The organism is Achromobacter sp. DH1f (assembly GCF_000633435.1).
Taxonomy (GTDB): domain Bacteria; phylum Pseudomonadota; class Gammaproteobacteria; order Burkholderiales; family Burkholderiaceae_B; genus Achromobacter; species Achromobacter deleyi.
This window is the reverse complement of record NZ_AYMF01000010.1, coordinates 148,467-162,976: the sequence shown is the minus strand read 5'-3', so window position 1 is coordinate 162,976 and position 14,510 is coordinate 148,467. Positions and strand designations below refer to the sequence as shown.

General features: G+C 68.3%; 15 protein-coding genes. 13 read left to right on the top strand and 2 right to left on the bottom strand.

The features are described from left to right. From U858_RS0108560 to purU, 5 genes are all read left to right on the top strand, one after another. Entirely contained in the window at window positions 1-663 is a 663-nt protein-coding gene (locus tag U858_RS0108560) for a gamma-glutamylcyclotransferase (RefSeq protein ID WP_025136756.1), read from the top strand. Window positions 664-790: 127 nt separating this feature from the next. After that, window positions 791-1,420 (top strand): pyridoxamine 5'-phosphate oxidase, encoded by a 630-nt coding sequence (gene pdxH, locus U858_RS0108555; RefSeq protein WP_025136755.1) that lies wholly within the window; start codon window positions 791-793, stop codon window positions 1,418-1,420. A gap of 45 nt (window positions 1,421-1,465) precedes the next feature. Continuing rightward, window positions 1,466-1,987 carry a flavin reductase family protein gene (locus U858_RS0108550; RefSeq protein ID WP_025136754.1) on the top strand — a complete coding sequence of 174 codons (522 nt, stop codon included), beginning with the start codon at window positions 1,466-1,468 and terminating at the stop codon, window positions 1,985-1,987. Continuing rightward, window positions 1,984-3,087, top strand: a complete 1,104-nt coding sequence (locus tag U858_RS0108545) for an NAD(P)/FAD-dependent oxidoreductase (protein WP_025136753.1) — start codon at window positions 1,984-1,986, stop codon at window positions 3,085-3,087. The genes U858_RS0108550 and U858_RS0108545 overlap by 4 nt, the downstream gene beginning before the upstream one ends. A gap of 76 nt (window positions 3,088-3,163) precedes the next feature. Then, window positions 3,164-4,018, top strand: a complete 855-nt coding sequence (gene purU, locus U858_RS0108540) for a formyltetrahydrofolate deformylase (RefSeq protein WP_025136752.1) — start codon at window positions 3,164-3,166, stop codon at window positions 4,016-4,018. Window positions 4,019-4,064: 46 nt separating this feature from the next. On the opposite strand, the gene U858_RS0108535 is transcribed toward purU, so the two are convergent. Further along, a complete protein-coding gene (locus U858_RS0108535; RefSeq protein WP_029953659.1) occupies window positions 4,065-4,970 on the bottom strand; it encodes a LysR family transcriptional regulator in 906 nt (301 codons plus the stop codon). 188 nt (window positions 4,971-5,158) lie between these two features. Between U858_RS0108535 and U858_RS0108530 the strand changes: the two genes are divergently transcribed. The 6 genes from U858_RS0108530 to U858_RS0108505 all read left to right on the top strand — a co-directional run bounded on the left by U858_RS0108530 (window position 5,159) and on the right by U858_RS0108505 (window position 10,637). Then, complete coding sequence (locus U858_RS0108530) at window positions 5,159-6,286, top strand: iron-containing alcohol dehydrogenase (RefSeq protein ID WP_232786517.1); 1,128 nt, start codon at window positions 5,159-5,161, stop codon at window positions 6,284-6,286. A 65-nt stretch (window positions 6,287-6,351) separates the two neighbouring features. Continuing rightward, window positions 6,352-7,227, top strand: coding sequence for a TauD/TfdA family dioxygenase (locus U858_RS0108525; protein ID WP_025136749.1), 876 nt, complete (start codon window positions 6,352-6,354; stop codon window positions 7,225-7,227). Window positions 7,228-7,270: 43 nt separating this feature from the next. Next, complete coding sequence (locus U858_RS0108520) at window positions 7,271-8,251, top strand: tripartite tricarboxylate transporter substrate binding protein (protein ID WP_025136748.1); 981 nt, start codon at window positions 7,271-7,273, stop codon at window positions 8,249-8,251. Between the two features lie 30 nt (window positions 8,252-8,281). Continuing rightward, the gene (locus U858_RS0108515) at window positions 8,282-9,439 is read left to right on the top strand and encodes an alpha-hydroxy acid oxidase (protein WP_025136747.1); all 1,158 of its coding nucleotides are present in this window, start codon (window positions 8,282-8,284) and stop codon (window positions 9,437-9,439) included. Then, window positions 9,436-9,861 carry a nuclear transport factor 2 family protein gene (locus U858_RS0108510; RefSeq protein ID WP_025136746.1) on the top strand — a complete coding sequence of 142 codons (426 nt, stop codon included), beginning with the start codon at window positions 9,436-9,438 and terminating at the stop codon, window positions 9,859-9,861. Before U858_RS0108515 ends, U858_RS0108510 begins: the two co-directional genes overlap by 4 nt. Before the next feature lie 11 nt (window positions 9,862-9,872). Further along, on the top strand, window positions 9,873-10,637 hold the full coding sequence (locus U858_RS0108505; protein ID WP_025136745.1) for a fumarylacetoacetate hydrolase family protein: 765 nt from the start codon (window positions 9,873-9,875) through the stop codon (window positions 10,635-10,637). A gap of 12 nt (window positions 10,638-10,649) precedes the next feature. Here the strand turns inward: U858_RS0108505 and U858_RS0108500 are convergent, their stop codons facing one another. After that, a complete protein-coding gene (locus U858_RS0108500; protein WP_025136744.1) occupies window positions 10,650-11,540 on the bottom strand; it encodes a LysR family transcriptional regulator in 891 nt (296 codons plus the stop codon). A 141-nt stretch (window positions 11,541-11,681) separates the two neighbouring features. On the opposite strand from U858_RS0108500, the gene U858_RS0108495 reads away from it, so the two are divergent. Together U858_RS0108495 and U858_RS0108490 are read left to right on the top strand one after the other, a co-directional pair. Next, window positions 11,682-13,385 (top strand): acyl-CoA dehydrogenase family protein, encoded by a 1,704-nt coding sequence (locus tag U858_RS0108495; protein WP_025136743.1) that lies wholly within the window; start codon window positions 11,682-11,684, stop codon window positions 13,383-13,385. A gap of 133 nt (window positions 13,386-13,518) precedes the next feature. Further along, window positions 13,519-14,499 carry a tripartite tricarboxylate transporter substrate binding protein gene (locus U858_RS0108490; protein ID WP_025136742.1) on the top strand — a complete coding sequence of 327 codons (981 nt, stop codon included), beginning with the start codon at window positions 13,519-13,521 and terminating at the stop codon, window positions 14,497-14,499. Window positions 14,500-14,510 lie beyond the last annotated feature (11 nt).

Here is a 14,510-nt window from a genome sequence, read left to right as displayed (position 1 = left end):
GTGAACACGCAGTCCCCTCCTTCCGCCGCCGGCATTGCCGGCGCCAGCCTGCCCTTTCGCCTGTGGACGCCCGAAGAACGCCAGGCGTCGCTTGCCACTGCGCTGCAACATTGGCAGGCCGGCGAGGACGTCTGGGTCTATGGGTACGGATCCCTGGTCTGGCGTCCCGATTTCGATTTCGAAGAGCGTCGCCTCGCCACCCTGCACGGCCATCACCGGGCGCTGTGCCTGTGGTCGCGCGTCAACCGCGGCACGCCCGAATGCCCTGGCCTGGTGTTCGGCCTGGACCGCGGCGGCTCGTGCCGCGGCGTGGTCTACCGCCTGGCGGGCGGCCGGGTGCCGACGTATTTCCCGGCCCTGTGGGACCGCGAGATGTCCACCGGCGCCTACCTGCCCCGCTGGCTCAACTGCACCACCGAGGCCGGCACCGTCAAAGCGCTGGTATTTGTCATGAACCGCGCCAATCCGGCGTACATCCGCGCCCTGCCCGAACCCGAGCTGCTGGCCATCGTGCGCCGCGCCGCCGGCCGCTACGGCCCCTGCACCGAATACGTGGTGCAGACGGCCCAGGCGCTGCGCGCGGCCGGCATCCATGACGCCCGCCTGGACGCCATCGCCCGCCGCCTCGAACAGGACGGCCGGCCGTTGCCCGAAGGCGCCTAGGGCGGCCACCGACCCGAATCGGCTTACTGCGGACAGGAAACTTGCCCGGACCCTGCGCGGGGTCAATAAGGGGGGCATCCCAGCGGCGGTATAAACTGCTTGTTATCAACGCTGAATCAAACGCCCCATGTCTGTCTCAGATCTGCGTCAAAGCTACGACAAGAACGTGCTGCTGGAAAGCCAGGCCGCCGCCTCGCCGTTCGAGCAATTCACCCGCTGGTTCGACGAGGCCCTGGCCGCCAAGGTCCCCGAGCCCAACGCCATGACCCTGGCCACGGTCGATGCCGACGGCCAGCCCAGCGCGCGCATCGTCCTCATCAAGGGGTTCGACGAGCACGGTTTCACGTTCTTCACCAATTACGAATCCCGCAAGGGCACCGACCTTGCCGCCGAGCCGCGCGCCTGCCTGCTGTTCTTCTGGCAGCCGCTGGAACGCCAGGTGCGCATCGAGGGCGTGGTGGAAATGGTCGCGGCCGAGGAATCGGACGCCTACTACCACAGCCGCCCGGCCGGCTCGCGCATCGGCGCCTGGGCCTCGCGCCAGAGCCAGCCGATCACCCGCGCCGAGCTCGAAGCCCGCGAACGGGAATTCCGCGAGCGCTACGGCGACCAGCCGCCGCGCCCGCCGCACTGGGGCGGTTACCGCCTCAAGCCCACTTCCCTGGAATTCTGGCAAGGCCGGCCCTCGCGCCTGCACGACCGCCTGCGCTATGTCGCCGACGGCCAAGGCTGGAAGATCGAACGCCTGTCGCCTTGACGCCGCCGGGCGCCGTGCGCGGCGCCCGCTCCCTCCCTTATCTGCATGCCCGCCTCCTCCCCTGATTTCGACGCTGCTTTCTTTCGCACCGCGCTGGGCCGCTACGCCACCGGCGTCACGGTCGTGACCACTTCCGACCTCGATGGCGCGCCCATCGGGCTCACGGTCAGCTCGTTCAACTCGGTTTCGCTGAACCCGCCGCTGGTGCTCTGGAGCCTGTCGCGCAATTCCTCGTCGCTGGCCGCCTTCGAGCAGTGCCAGCGCTACGTGGTCAACGTGCTGGGGGCCGAGCAGATCGCCCTGGCGCGGCGCTTTGCCACCGGCAAGACGCCCGACCGCTACAACGGCCTGACGGTGCACCATGCGCCGGGCGGCACGCCGATGCTGGACGGCCACTGCGCCGCCTGGTTCGAATGCCACAACCGCAGCCGCTACGTCGAAGGAGATCACGTCATCATGGTCGGCGAAGTCGAGCGTTGCGGCCACAGCGGCGAACCGCCCCTGGTGTTCCATGCGGGCGGTTTCGACCTGACCCCGGCCGGCGCCCGCGCCGGCAAGACCCCATGAGCGCCGATATCGATTGCGTGGTGATCGGCGCCGGCGTGGTCGGCCTGGCCATCGCGCGCGCGCTGGCCCAGTCCGGCCGCGAAGTGCTGGTGGCCGAAGCCACCGAGGCCATCGGCACCGGCACCAGCTCGCGCAATTCCGAAGTCATCCATGCGGGCATCTACTACCCGGCAGGCAGCCTGAAGGCCCGCCTGTGCGTGCGCGGCAAGCACCTGCTGTACGCCTATTGCGCCGAACGCGGCATTCCGCACCGGCGCCTGGGCAAGCTGATCGTCGCCACTACCGCCGAACAGGCCACCCAGCTCGAAGGCATTGCCCAGCGCGCCCGCGCCAACGGCGTGGACGACCTGCAATTCATTTCCGGCGAAGACGCCATGCGGCTGGAACCGGCGCTGCAATGCACGGCCGCGCTGGTGTCGCCGTCCACCGGCATCGTCGACAGCCACGCGCTGATGCTGGCCTTCCAGGGCGATGCCGAAAACGCGGGCGCCCAATGCGTGTTCCACACGCCGCTGGTGTCCGGTCGGGTCCGCCCCGAAGGCGGCTTTGAATTGCAGTTCGGCGGCGATGACGCCATGAACCTGACCTGCAACGTGCTGATCAATTCGGCCGGCCTGCAGGCGCCGGCGCTGGCCCGCCGCATCGACGGCGTGCCGCCCGCCACCATTCCCACCGATTACCTGTGCAAGGGCAGCTATTTCACGCTGGCTGGCCGCGCCCCGTTCTCGCGCCTGATCTACCCGGTGCCGCAGCACGCCGGCCTGGGCGTGCACCTGACGCTGGACATGGGCGGCCAGGCCAAGTTCGGCCCCGACACCGAATGGGTCGGCACCGAGGACTACACCATCGATCCGGCCCGCGCCGACGTGTTCTACGCCGCCGTGCGCAGCTACTGGCCGGCGCTACCCGACGATGCCCTGACGCCGGGCTATACCGGCATCCGCCCCAAGATTTCCGGCCCGCACGAACCGGCCGCCGATTTCGTCATCGCCGGCCCCGCCGTGCATGGCGTGCCCGGCCTGGTGAACCTGTTCGGCATAGAATCGCCAGGCCTGACGTCCAGCCTGGCCCTGGCCGAAGAGACCCTGGCCAGATTGTGAATCTCTGCGTCGCGCGCTGACTGCCCGATGGGCAAGCGCCGAGGCCCCCTCATTCCTTTTCTTTTTCCTCTCAGCCATGCAGCACAACGACTACATCCTGACCCTGTCCTGCCCCGACCGCACCGGCATCGTCTTTCGCGTCAGCGGCCTGTTGTTCGAATTGGGTTGCAACATCCTGGATTCGCAGCAGTTCGGCGACGAGGAAACCGGCCGCTTCTTCCTGCGGGTGCACTTCGACCTGCCCGTGGGCGTGGCCCCCGAGGCCCTGCGCGCCCGCCTGGACGAAGTGTCGGCCGAGTACGGCATGGACCTGCAACTGCATGACGCCCGCCGCAAGGAACGCCTGCTGATCATGGTCAGCAAGCAGGGCCACTGCCTGAACGATCTGCTGTTCCGCGTGCACAGCGGCCAGCTGCATGCCGAAGTGGCGGCCATCGTGTCCAACCACAACGACTACGCCAGCCTGGCTGCCTCGTATGGCATTCCGTTCCACCACCTGCCCGTCACGCCCGAAACCAAGGCGCAGCAAGAGCAGGACGTGCTGGCGCTGGTGGACCAGTACAGCATCGACCTGGTGGTGCTGGCCCGCTACATGCAGATCCTGTCGGCCGACATGTGCCGCGCGCTGAATGGCCGCGCCATCAACATCCACCACAGCTTCCTGCCCAGCTTCAAGGGTGCGCGCCCGTACCACCAGGCGCATGCGCGCGGCGTGAAGATCATCGGCGCCACCGCCCACTTCGTGACCTCGGACCTGGACGAAGGCCCGATCATCGACCAGGACATCGAGCGCGTGGACCACACGATGACCGCACAGGACCTGACCCAGGTCGGCAGCGACATCGAATCGCTGGTGCTGTCACGCGCCGTGCGCAGCCATGTCGAACACCGCATCCTGCTGAACCGCAACAAGACCGTGGTGTTCCGCTAGGACTTCCCCCCGCCACGCTTGGGCGGGGCATCGCAAGGCCCGGCGTTCAGCGTTTCCAGTCGGCGTCCTTGAACCAATTGCGCAGATGTTCCACGATCAGCCTGACCTTGTCAGGCTGATTGCGTCTGGTCTGCACGATGGCGTGGATATCCAGCCCCTGCGGCTCGTAGTCGGGCAGCAGCACGTCCAGCACGCCGTCGGCCAGGTCCTGTTCGACCATGTAGCGCGGATGCATGGAGATGCCCCCGCCGCGCTTGGTCATGTTCAGGATGGCTTCGCCCAGGTTCGAATTGAACGATCCGCCCACCCGCACGATGTGGGTATTGGCCTGCGCGTCGGTGAAGCTCCATTGCCCCGTGGGGGCCTTTAGGTTGTGCGCCAGGCAGTTGTGCCGTTCCAGGTCTTGCGGGGTTTCCGGCCGGCCGTGGCGCGCCAGGTAGGCGCGCGTGGCCACCACCACCTGCGGCACCACCGTGATCTTGTAGGCGATCTGGTTGGAATCCTTCAGCCGCGGCGCGATGCGCACCGACAGGTCGATGTTCTCGGCGATGAGATCGCTGCGGCCGTCGTCGATCAACAGTGACACCTTGATCGCCGGATAGCGCGCCAGGAAATCCTGGATGGCAGGCACCAGGTGCACCGTGCCGAACGAGGGCGGCGCACCGATGCGGATGCGGCCGCTGGCCGTCAGCACGGGCCCTTGCACCAGTTCCTTCAAGTTCAGCAGGCTTTGCGCCAGCGTATCGGCGTTTTCCAGCAGCAGCCGGCCGCTTTCGGTCAGGCTGACGTGCTTGGTATTGCGGTTGAGCAATTGCACTTCGAAGTGCGCTTCCAGCCAGGCGATCTTCTTGGTGACGGCCGAACGGCTGGACGCCAGGCTGTCGGCCGCCTTGGAAAAGCTGAGGCTCTTGCCGACTTCGACGAACACTTCCAGGCAGTCGATAACGTTCATTCAGGACTCGTGTGTTTCCAAAAAGGAAAAAGCCATTTCCTTTTCTAGTGATTTTTCAGCGTAACCCGCGTCACTATACTGGCCGCATGACTTCCGCCCCCTCGCCTTCATCGCTCCGGCCCGGTCCGCGCCCCTTCGATTACCACCTGTTCGGCACGCACGTCTGTTTCGGGGAAGGCGCATCGTCCTTGATAGTAAAGGAACTCGAGGCGCTGGGCTGTTCCCGCCCCGTCATCCTGACGCAGGCGCGGATGGCGAACTCCGAGCGCTTTCGCACGCTGTCGGAGGCCTGGCAAGGACTCGACACATTGCTGCTGACCGACGTGCCGAATCATTCTGGCGTGTCGTTTGTGGAAACAGTGGCCGCGAAAATTGCCGACTTCCGCGCTGACTGCCTGATCGCCATCGGCGGGGGTAGCGTGGCCGATACGGCCAAGGCCCTGGCCCTGCTGCTGGCCGAAGGCGGCGCGCTGGCCGATCACGTCACCACGTTCACGCCGCCTGCCACGGTGCACATCCCCCGGCGCGTCAAGCGGCAGCTACCCATCATCGGACTGCCGACGACGGCCTCGGGCGCCGAAGCCACCTCGTCGTTCGGCGTGCGCGGCGCCGATGGACACAAACTGATGTTCTGGAATCGCCGCGTGGCGGCGGCCACTTTGCTGATCGACCCGCTGCTGTGTGACGACCTGCCGATGGCGCTGCTGCGCGACACCGCCATGAACGGCATCGCGCACGCGGTGGAAGCCCTGTATTCGCTGGGGCGTTCGCCGGTGTCGGACTGCGTGGCGGTGCGAGCGATCGACCTGTTCGACGAGGCGCTCGCCCCCCGCGCGCTGCAAGCCGCGCCCCCGACCGCCCTGCCCGACACGACGGCCCGCGATGCCGCCCTGCGCGCCGCCATCCTGCAAGCCGCGCACCTGGCCGGCCTGGCCCTGTCGATGGCCCGCAGCTGTCTGCACCACGCCATCTGCCATGTGGTGGCGTCGCGCCAGGACCTGGCGCATGGCGCGGTCAATCGCGTGATCCTGCCGCACGCGCTGGCGTTCAACGAAGCCGTTGCGGCAGACGCCTTGCAGCCCGCGCTGGACGCGGTGAACCGGCGCGCGCAACGTCCCTATCCGACCCTGTCCGCCTGGGTGGCGGACATCCAGCGCCGCCACGAGATGCCCACGCAGCTGTCCGACCTGGGCGTGCCCGACACGGCGCTGGCGCCGATGGCGGCCGAGATCATGACCGAACGCGGCCTGGCGCTGAACCCGCGGCCGCTTGCCGATGCGGCCGACGTGCTCGGCATCTTGCGGGCCGCGTTCTGAAACCCGTTGACACCCCCAGGCGGTCCCGCGCGGACGCCAGACCCATTCCACAGACAGGAGACATCATGAAAATCGTTGCCGGGGCAGGCTCGCTGGGCGCCCGCATTCTGGATATCGACCTGGCGCAGCCGCTGGCCGACGCCGACTACCGCGGCATCGAAGCCGCGCTGGGCCGGCATGGCGTGGTGAGCTTTCCGCGGCAGACGCTGGACGCGCATCACTTGAAGGCCTTTGCCGAGCGCTTCGGCACGCTGGAACTGAACGTGGCGAACATGTACTTCGAGCCGGGCCTGCCGGAAGTGATGATCCTGTCGAACATGGTGGAAAACGGCAAACCGGTGGGCCTGAGCGATGCCGGCCAGGACTGGCACACCGACATGTCCTACAGCCGCACCATCGCGTTCAGCAACGTGCTGTACGGCATCCGGATTCCGATGCGCGACGGCAAGTCGCTGGGCAATACCGAGTTCTGCAACATGCACGCCGCCTACGACGACCTGCCCGAGGCGCTGAAGACCGAGCTGGACGGCATGACCATCACGCACGACTTCAACAAGTTCTGGGAAATGATGCGCCGGGAAAAAGGCAGCAGCCGCCCGCCGCTGACCGACGAGCAAAAGCGCCGCAAGCCGCCGGTTTCGCACCCCGTGTTCCTGACGCATCCCATCACGGGCCGCAAGGTGCTGTACGCCAACCCGGGCTATTCCGTGAAGATCAACGAGCTGCCGCCCGCACGCAGCGACGAGGTGCTGGATTTCCTGTTCAAGCACCAGTTGCAGGAGAAGTACCGCTACCGCCACCAGTGGCAGGAAGGCGACGTGCTGATGTGGGACAACATGGGCACCATCCACAACGCCGTGGCCGACTACCGGCCCGACGAGCCGCGCCTGATCAAGCGCTGCCAGGTCATGGCCGACCGGTACTTTCCCGACCTGTACTGATACGGCCATACCGATATCCATCAAAAAACAAGGAGGAGACATCATGAAGAAAAACACCCTGACCCCGCTGTTCTGTGCCGCGCTGATCCTGGCCGGCGCCGCCGCGCCCGCCCAGGCCGACGAGTACCCGTCGCGCCCCATCCGCATGCAGGTGGGCTATGCGGCGGGCGGCCCGACGGACGTGATCGCGCGCATTCTGGCCAAGCAGATGTCGGAAAGCCTGAAGACTTCGGTGGTGGTCGAGAACAAGCCGGGCGCCAGCGCGTCCATCGCGGCCAGCGACGTGATGCGTTCGGAACCCGACGGCTACAAGGTGCTGGTGACCTCGCTGACGCTGAACGTGAACCCGCTACTGTACCCGGACCGCTACAACTACGATGCGGTCAAGGACTTCACGCCCATCAGCAACTTCGCCAAGCTGCCGATGGTGGTGGTGACCTCTTACGGGTCGCCCTACAAGACCATGCAGGAACTGATCGCCGCCGGCCGCGCCAACCCGGACAAGCTCACCTTCGGCTCGTCGGGCATCGGTGGATCGGCCCACCTGGCGGCCGAGATGCTGGGCACCATGACCGGCATGAAGATGATGCACGTGCCGTTCAAGGGCAATGGCCCGGCCTTGCAGGAAATGCTGGCCGGGCGCATCTCGTTCATGTTCTATCCCAGCATCGGCATCGCCAACTACGTGGCGCAGAAGCAATTGCGCGTGCTGGCCATCGGCACCCGCGAACCGCAGCCTGAATTTCCCGGCGTGCCGACGCTGGAAAGCCTGGGCTACCCGGGCTTCGAGGAAGGCGCGTCGTGGGTCGGCATGCTGGCGCCGGCGGGTACGCCCAAGCCCATCGTCGACAAGCTGAACCAGGCCGCCAACGCCGCCCTGGCCAACCCCGAGGTACGCCAGCAACTGGCCTCGCTGGGCGCGCTGGTCGATGGCGGCACGCCCGAGCAGTTCAGCCAGTTCCTGGTGCAGGACCGGGCCCGCTGGGCCGACGTGATCAAGAAAGGCAATGTCAAAGGCGAATGAGCGGGCGCCCGCCGCCCGGAGGCTGACGCCATGACATCGCGACTGGACGATTGCTATTCGATCGAACGCCTGCGCCTGGCCGCCCGCGCGCGCCTGCCGCGGCCGATCTTCGATTTCTTCGACGGCGGCGCCGAAGATGAAATCACGCTGCGCGAGAACGTCGACGCGTTCCAGCGCCTGAGGCTGTCGCCCCGGGTGCTGCGCGATGTGTCGCAGGTGGACATGGCGGCGCCGTTCGTGGGCGCGCCCGCGGCGCTGCCCTGCGCCATCGGCCCCACCGGCGCGGTGGGCTTCGGCTGGCGCGGCGGCGACGTGGCGCTGGCGCGGGCCGCGGCACAGGCCGGCATTCCGTATGCGCTGTCCACGTCGGCCACGGCGTCGATCGAAGACATCGCCGACCAGGCGCCGGGCCGGCTCTGGTTCCAGGCCTACATCCTGCAGGACAAGGCGCGGCTGGCCGACCTGATCAGCCGGGCCGCCGTGGCCGGCTACGAGGCGCTGGTGATCACCGTGGACCTGCCGGTGGGCGGCAAGCGCGAACGCGACCTGGCGCACGGCCTGGGCTTTCCCATGAAGCTCACGCCGCGCAACGTCTGCCAGTTCGCGCGCCGGCCGGCGTGGTCGCTGGACATGCTGCTGCGGCGCCCGCCGGTCATGCCCAGCCTGGCGGGCCTGGCCGGACGCACTGCCGACCGCCGGGCGATGAAGTCTGTCGCCGGCCGCAACTATGACCCCGCCTTCGATCTGGACGACCTGGCGCGGCTGCGCGACGGCTGGAAGGGCCGGCTCATCGTCAAGGGCGTGGTCAACGGGCTGGACGTGGATGCCATCGTCGGCCTGGGCGCCGACGCACTGGTGGTGTCCAACCACGGCGGCCGCCAGCTCGACACCGGCATCGCGTCGCTGGCCGCCCTGCCCGAGGTACTGGCCGCCGCCCGCGGCCGGGTGCCGGTGCTGCTGGACGGCGGCGTGCGCCGCGGCAGCGACATCTTCAAGGCGCTGGCGCTGGGCGCGGCCGGCGTGCTGACCGGTCGCGCCACGCTTTATGGCGTGCTGGCGGGCGGCCACCCCGGCGCGTGCAAGGCCTTGCAGATCCTGCGCGACGAACTGCAGCGCACCATGCAGCTGTGCGGCGCGCGCCGCCTGGCCGATATCAACGACGACATGCTGAGGACCGTACCCCCATGAACGACACCCTGGCCCTGTGCCACAACCAGGTCATGGCGTTTTTCCGCGACCTGGACGACAACCGCTACGCCGACCTGGTGCAGCGCCTGGCGCCCGACGGCGTCTGGCTGCGCCAGGGCCAGACCCTGGCGGGCCGCGAGGCGACGCTGCAGGCGCTGTCGCGCCGTTCCACCACCCAGCGCATCCACCACCTGATCTGCAATCTGGTGGCCGACGGCCAGGATGAGGCCGACCGATGCACGATGCGCGCCTACATGCTGGTCGTGCGCCACGACAGCGGCGCACCGCTGACCGGCCCGGCGCCGCTGACGGGCATCGAGAACATCCGCACCACGCATATCGAACTGGCCCGCCGCGACGGGCAATGGCTGATCACCCGTCTGGCCAACGACGAACCCAGTTTCGCCGCCCCGGCGGCTTGAAGGAACCCACCATGAAATGGATACGCGGTAGCCAAGGCGGCAAGACGTTCTACGGCATTCTGGAAGACGACCGCGTCACCCCGGTGCAGGGCGACCCGTTCAATGGCTATGAAAAGCGCGCCGAGACGCTGCGCCTGGCCGACCTGCGGCTGGAGGTGCCGGTGGTGCCGCCCACGTTCTACTGCGTCGGCCTGAACTACATCAAGCACGTCGGCACCGAGGGCAAGCAGATTCCCACGCAGCCGGACGTCGGCTACCGCGCCAACAATGCGCTGGTGGCGCACGGGCAGGACGTTCTCATGCCCGCCGACGCCACCCGGGTGCACTACGAGGGCGAACTGGTGGTGGTGATCGGCAAGCAGGCGCGCAACCTCAGCCCCGCCGAGGCCCGCGCCTGCATCCTGGGCTACACCATCGGCAACGACGTCAGCGAACGCAACTGGCAGGCGTCGGACCGCACCTTCTGGCGCGCCAAGAACAGCGACACCTTCAAGCCCATGGGGCCGTGGATCGAGACCGACGTCGACCTGGCGCGCATGGAAACGGTGGTGCGCGTGAACGGCCGCGAAACCACCCGCTTCGGCACTAACGACATGCTGTTCGGCGTAGACGCCTTCATCAGCACGATGAGCCGCTACCTGACCCTGTACCCCGGCGACATCCTGTGGATGGGCACCGACGGGCATTCACCGGACTTGCAGGACGGCGACGTGGTCGACGTGTCCTTGACCGGGCTGGGCACGCTGACGAACCGCTTCGTGCGGCAGGCCGGCTAGCGTCAACAGGCCCTAGCCGCCGGGAAACTGGCGCTGCACCAGCGCCAGCGCCTTGTCCTGCAAGGGTGAACGATCGGCATCCGGCCAGATCACCTGGCTGACCGAGCGCGCCTGATGCTCGAACGCGATGAAGCGCGTGCCCGCCAGGCCGCTGCGCGACAGGCAGGCCGGCACGATCGACACGCCCAGCCCCTGCGACACCAGCGAGGCCACGCTGAGCCAGTGGCGCACCTCGTGCCGGATCACCGGCATGAAGCCCGCCCCCACGCACAGCGACAGCACGGTTTCGTAATAGCTGGGCGAGGCGGCCCGGGCGAAGAACACGAAATCGTCCGTGGCCAGCTCCGCCAACCGCAGCGACCGCCGCCGGGCCAGCGGGTGGCTGTCGGGCAGGCACACGACGAACGGCTCGGCCAGCAGGTCGCGCGCGGCCACCCCGGCCGGCACCGGGTTGGCATGGATGAAGCCCAGGTCCTGTTCGCCACGCCGCACGGCCTCGATCTGCTCATGCGAGTTCTGCTCGGTCAGCACGTGCTCGACGTCCGGCAGTTCGGCGCGCATGGCTGCCAGCAGCGCCGGCAGGCCGCGATACAGCATCGACCCCACGAAGCCGATGCGCAGCCGTCCGCGCAGGCCGGCGTCCACCCGCTGCACCAGCGTGCGCACGTCTTCGGCCTGGCGCAAAAGCGTCAGGGCCTCGCGGTACAGCACCTGGCCGGCCGCCGTCAGTTCCACCTGGCGGCTGGTGCGCGCCAACAGCCGCGCGCCGACGTTGTCTTCCAGCTGGCGGATGGCGTAGCTGAGCGGCGGCTGCGAAATGTGCAGGCGCGCGGCCGCCCGGCTGAAATGGCGTTCTTCGGCCACGGCGATGAAATAGCGCAACAGGCGCGGGTCCAGGTCCATCGGTCTCCTCCCTGGGCGGCGCGCGCAGCGCCATCCGAGATCCATATTTTTTTTGGATAGGTCTACACCAAAACGGTATTTGTATAGATTAATCCATCGTCGCACCATGCCAGGCAACCCCTACCCCAGCAGGATGCCGCCATGGATACCCCCGCCCAGCCCGCCGCCCCGGTTTCGGCCACGCCCGTACCGGATTCCCGCGGCCTGAACCTGTTTCGCGCCGACCCCTACGCCGCGCCGCTGGCCCGGCGCTACCTGCCCGCCGCGCTGCATGCGCACCTGCTGCCGCACCTGGACCGCCTGGGCGAACTGGCCGGCGGCCGCATGGACGAGCTGGCGGCCACGGCCGACAAGCATCCGCCCACCCTGTCGGTGCGCAGCCGCGCCGGGGCCGACGAATCACGGGTGGACAAGCACCCGGCCTACGTCGAACTGGAACGCCTGGCCTACAGCGAATTCGGCCTGGCGGCCCTGTCGCACCGGGGCGGCGTGCTGGGCTGGCCGGAACCCATGCCGGCCGCCGCCAAGTACGCGCTCAGCCACCTGTTCGTGCAGGCCGAGTTCGGCCTGTGCTGCCCGGTCAGCATGACCGATTCCCTGGCCCGCACGCTGCGCAAGTTCGGCGACCCGGCGCTGGTGGAACGGGTGCTGCCGCAGGTCACCAGCCAGGATTTCGACACCCTGCGCCAGGGCGCCATGTTCATGACCGAGCAAGGCGCCGGGTCCGACGTCAGCGCCACCGAAGTCACCGCCCAGCGCCAGGATGACGGCACCTGGCGCGTATCCGGCGACAAGTGGTTCTGCTCCAACCCCGACGCCGGCTTTGCCATGGTGCTGGCGCGCAGCGAGGCCGAACCGGGCCTGAAGGGCGTGTCGCTGTTCCTGTTGCCGCGCGACCTGGAAGACGGCACGCACAACCGCTACCGCATCCTGCGCCTGAAGGACAAGCTGGGCACGCGCTCGATGGCCAGCGGCGAGATCCGGCTGGAAGGCGCCACGGCCTGGCTGGTGGGCGAACGCGGCAAGGGCTTCAAGCACATGGCCGACATGATCAACAACTCGCGCCTGTCCAACGGCATGCGCGCGGCCGGCCTGATGCGCCGCGCGGTCACCGAGGCCGTCTACGTCTCGCAGCACCGCCGCGCCTTCGGCAAGCGCCTGATCGACATGCCGCTGATGCAGCGCCAGCTGGTCAAGATGACGGTGTGGGCCGAACAGGCGCGCAGCGTCATGTTCCAGACGGCGCGCGCGCTGGCCGACGCCGACCAGGGCGGCGGCGCCCCCGCGCTGGCCCGCATCCTGACGCCGCTGATCAAGTTCCGCGCCTGCCGCGACGCACGCAAGGTCACCGGCGACGCCATGGAAGTGCGCGGCGGCTGCGGCTATATCGAAGAATGGACCGAACCGCGGCTGGTGCGCGACGCCCACCTGGGCTCGATCTGGGAAGGCACCAGCAACATCGTGGCGCTGGACGTGCTGCGGGCCATCAAGAAAGAAGGCTCGCTGCCCGCGCTGCGCCGCCACATCGACCATTTGCTGGCCGACGGCCTGCCCTGCCCGCCCGAACTGGCCGACACCCAGGCCCGCGCGCTGGAACAGACCTATGCGCTGGCCGAGCACGCCGCCCAGGGTGACCGCGCCGAACTGGCGCGCCAGGCCGCCGCGCTGCTGTACCACGCGGTGTCGATGGCGGCGCTGCGCTGGGAAGCGGCCGGCGAGGGCCTGGCCAGCCGTGCCTTGCTGGCCGACCAGGTGCTGCAGCATCGCCTGGCGCCGCGCGATCCCTACGCCATTGCCGCTGACGAAAGCGCCGCCTGCCGCGGCATCCTGCAATACGCGCTGTAGGCTGGCGCCCTTTGCCGCACCCGTGGCAGGACGGGTGTGGAAGCTTTACCTGGCGATGCGGCATGGCCCGCACGCCTGTTCGACCCACGACGCCGGCGGCACAGTCGGCGCGCCCCTACCACTGGAGACTTCCATGAAACGCTTGTTCACTCCCCTGCTGCTGGCCGCCGCCGCGCTCACGGCCGGCGCCGCGCCCGCCCTGGCCGCCGACGCCTACCCGTCCCGCCCCGTCACGCTGGTGGTGCCCTTCCCGCCCGGCGGCCCCACCGATGCCCTGGCCCGCCGCCTGGCCGAAAAGCTGAAGACGCCGCTGGGCCAGACCGTGATCGTCGAGAACCGCGCCGGCGCGGGCGGCAATATCGGGTCCGAATACGTGGCCGCCGCCAAGCCGGACGGCTACACCCTCCTGTTCGGCACGTCCGGGCCGCTGGCCATCAACGTCAGCCTGTACAAGAACCAGGGCTACAACCCCGAGACCAGCTTCGCGCCCATCATCCGCATCGGCCACCTGCCCAACATCCTGGTGGTGAACCCGTCGGTGCCCGCCAACAACGCACAGGAACTGATCGCCTACGCCAGGAAGAACCCGGACAAGCTCAGCTACGCCTCGTCCGGCAACGGCGCGTCGTCGCACCTGGCGGGCATTCTGTTCAACCAGATGGCCGGCACCCAGGTCATGCACATCCCCTACAAGGGCACGGGGCCGGCGCTGAACGACCTGCTGGGCGGACAGGTGTCGATGTCGTTCACCGACATCCTGACCGCGCTGCCGTACATCAAGGCCGGCAAGCTGCGCGCCATCGGCCTGGCCAGCGGGCAACGCTCCGACGCCCTGCCCGACCTGCCGACGCTGTCCGAGCAAGGCCTGAAGGGCTACGACGTCAGCGTGTTCTTCGGCATCGTCGCGCCCAAGGACACGCCCGCCGCGGTGACGGCCAGGCTGAACCAGGCGTTCCAGACCGCGCTGGCCGACCCCGCCATCGAACAGACCCTGCGCAGCCAGGGCATCGTGCGGGCCGAAGACCAGACCCCGCAAGGCCTGTCCGCCTTCATCGCCACCGAAGTGCCCAAGTGGCGCACGCTCATCCAGAGCGCCCACGTTTCCATCGACTGACTCCGAGGCTC

Excerpts from the sequence above, each read along its gene's own strand:
- U858_RS0108520 (WP_025136748.1), top strand. The coding sequence starts at position 7,271 with ATGAAGAAAAACACCCTGACCCCGCTGTTCTGTGCCGCGCTGATCCTG.
- U858_RS0108515 (WP_025136747.1), top strand. The coding sequence starts at position 8,282 with ATGACATCGCGACTGGACGATTGCTATTCGATCGAACGCCTGCGCCTG.
- U858_RS0108505 (WP_025136745.1), top strand. The coding sequence starts at position 9,873 with ATGAAATGGATACGCGGTAGCCAAGGCGGCAAGACGTTCTACGGCATT.
- U858_RS0108495 (WP_025136743.1), top strand. The coding sequence starts at position 11,682 with ATGGATACCCCCGCCCAGCCCGCCGCCCCGGTTTCGGCCACGCCCGTA.
- pdxH (WP_025136755.1), top strand. The coding sequence starts at position 791 with ATGTCTGTCTCAGATCTGCGTCAAAGCTACGACAAGAACGTGCTGCTG.
- U858_RS0108500 (WP_025136744.1), bottom strand. The coding sequence starts at position 11,540 with ATGGACCTGGACCCGCGCCTGTTGCGCTATTTCATCGCCGTGGCCGAA.
- U858_RS0108510 (WP_025136746.1), top strand. The coding sequence starts at position 9,436 with ATGAACGACACCCTGGCCCTGTGCCACAACCAGGTCATGGCGTTTTTC.
- U858_RS0108535 (WP_029953659.1), bottom strand. The coding sequence starts at position 4,970 with ATGAACGTTATCGACTGCCTGGAAGTGTTCGTCGAAGTCGGCAAGAGC.
- U858_RS0108490 (WP_025136742.1), top strand. The coding sequence starts at position 13,519 with ATGAAACGCTTGTTCACTCCCCTGCTGCTGGCCGCCGCCGCGCTCACG.
- U858_RS0108545 (WP_025136753.1), top strand. The coding sequence starts at position 1,984 with ATGAGCGCCGATATCGATTGCGTGGTGATCGGCGCCGGCGTGGTCGGC.
- U858_RS0108525 (WP_025136749.1), top strand. The coding sequence starts at position 6,352 with ATGAAAATCGTTGCCGGGGCAGGCTCGCTGGGCGCCCGCATTCTGGAT.
- purU (WP_025136752.1), top strand. The coding sequence starts at position 3,164 with ATGCAGCACAACGACTACATCCTGACCCTGTCCTGCCCCGACCGCACC.
- U858_RS0108550 (WP_025136754.1), top strand. The coding sequence starts at position 1,466 with ATGCCCGCCTCCTCCCCTGATTTCGACGCTGCTTTCTTTCGCACCGCG.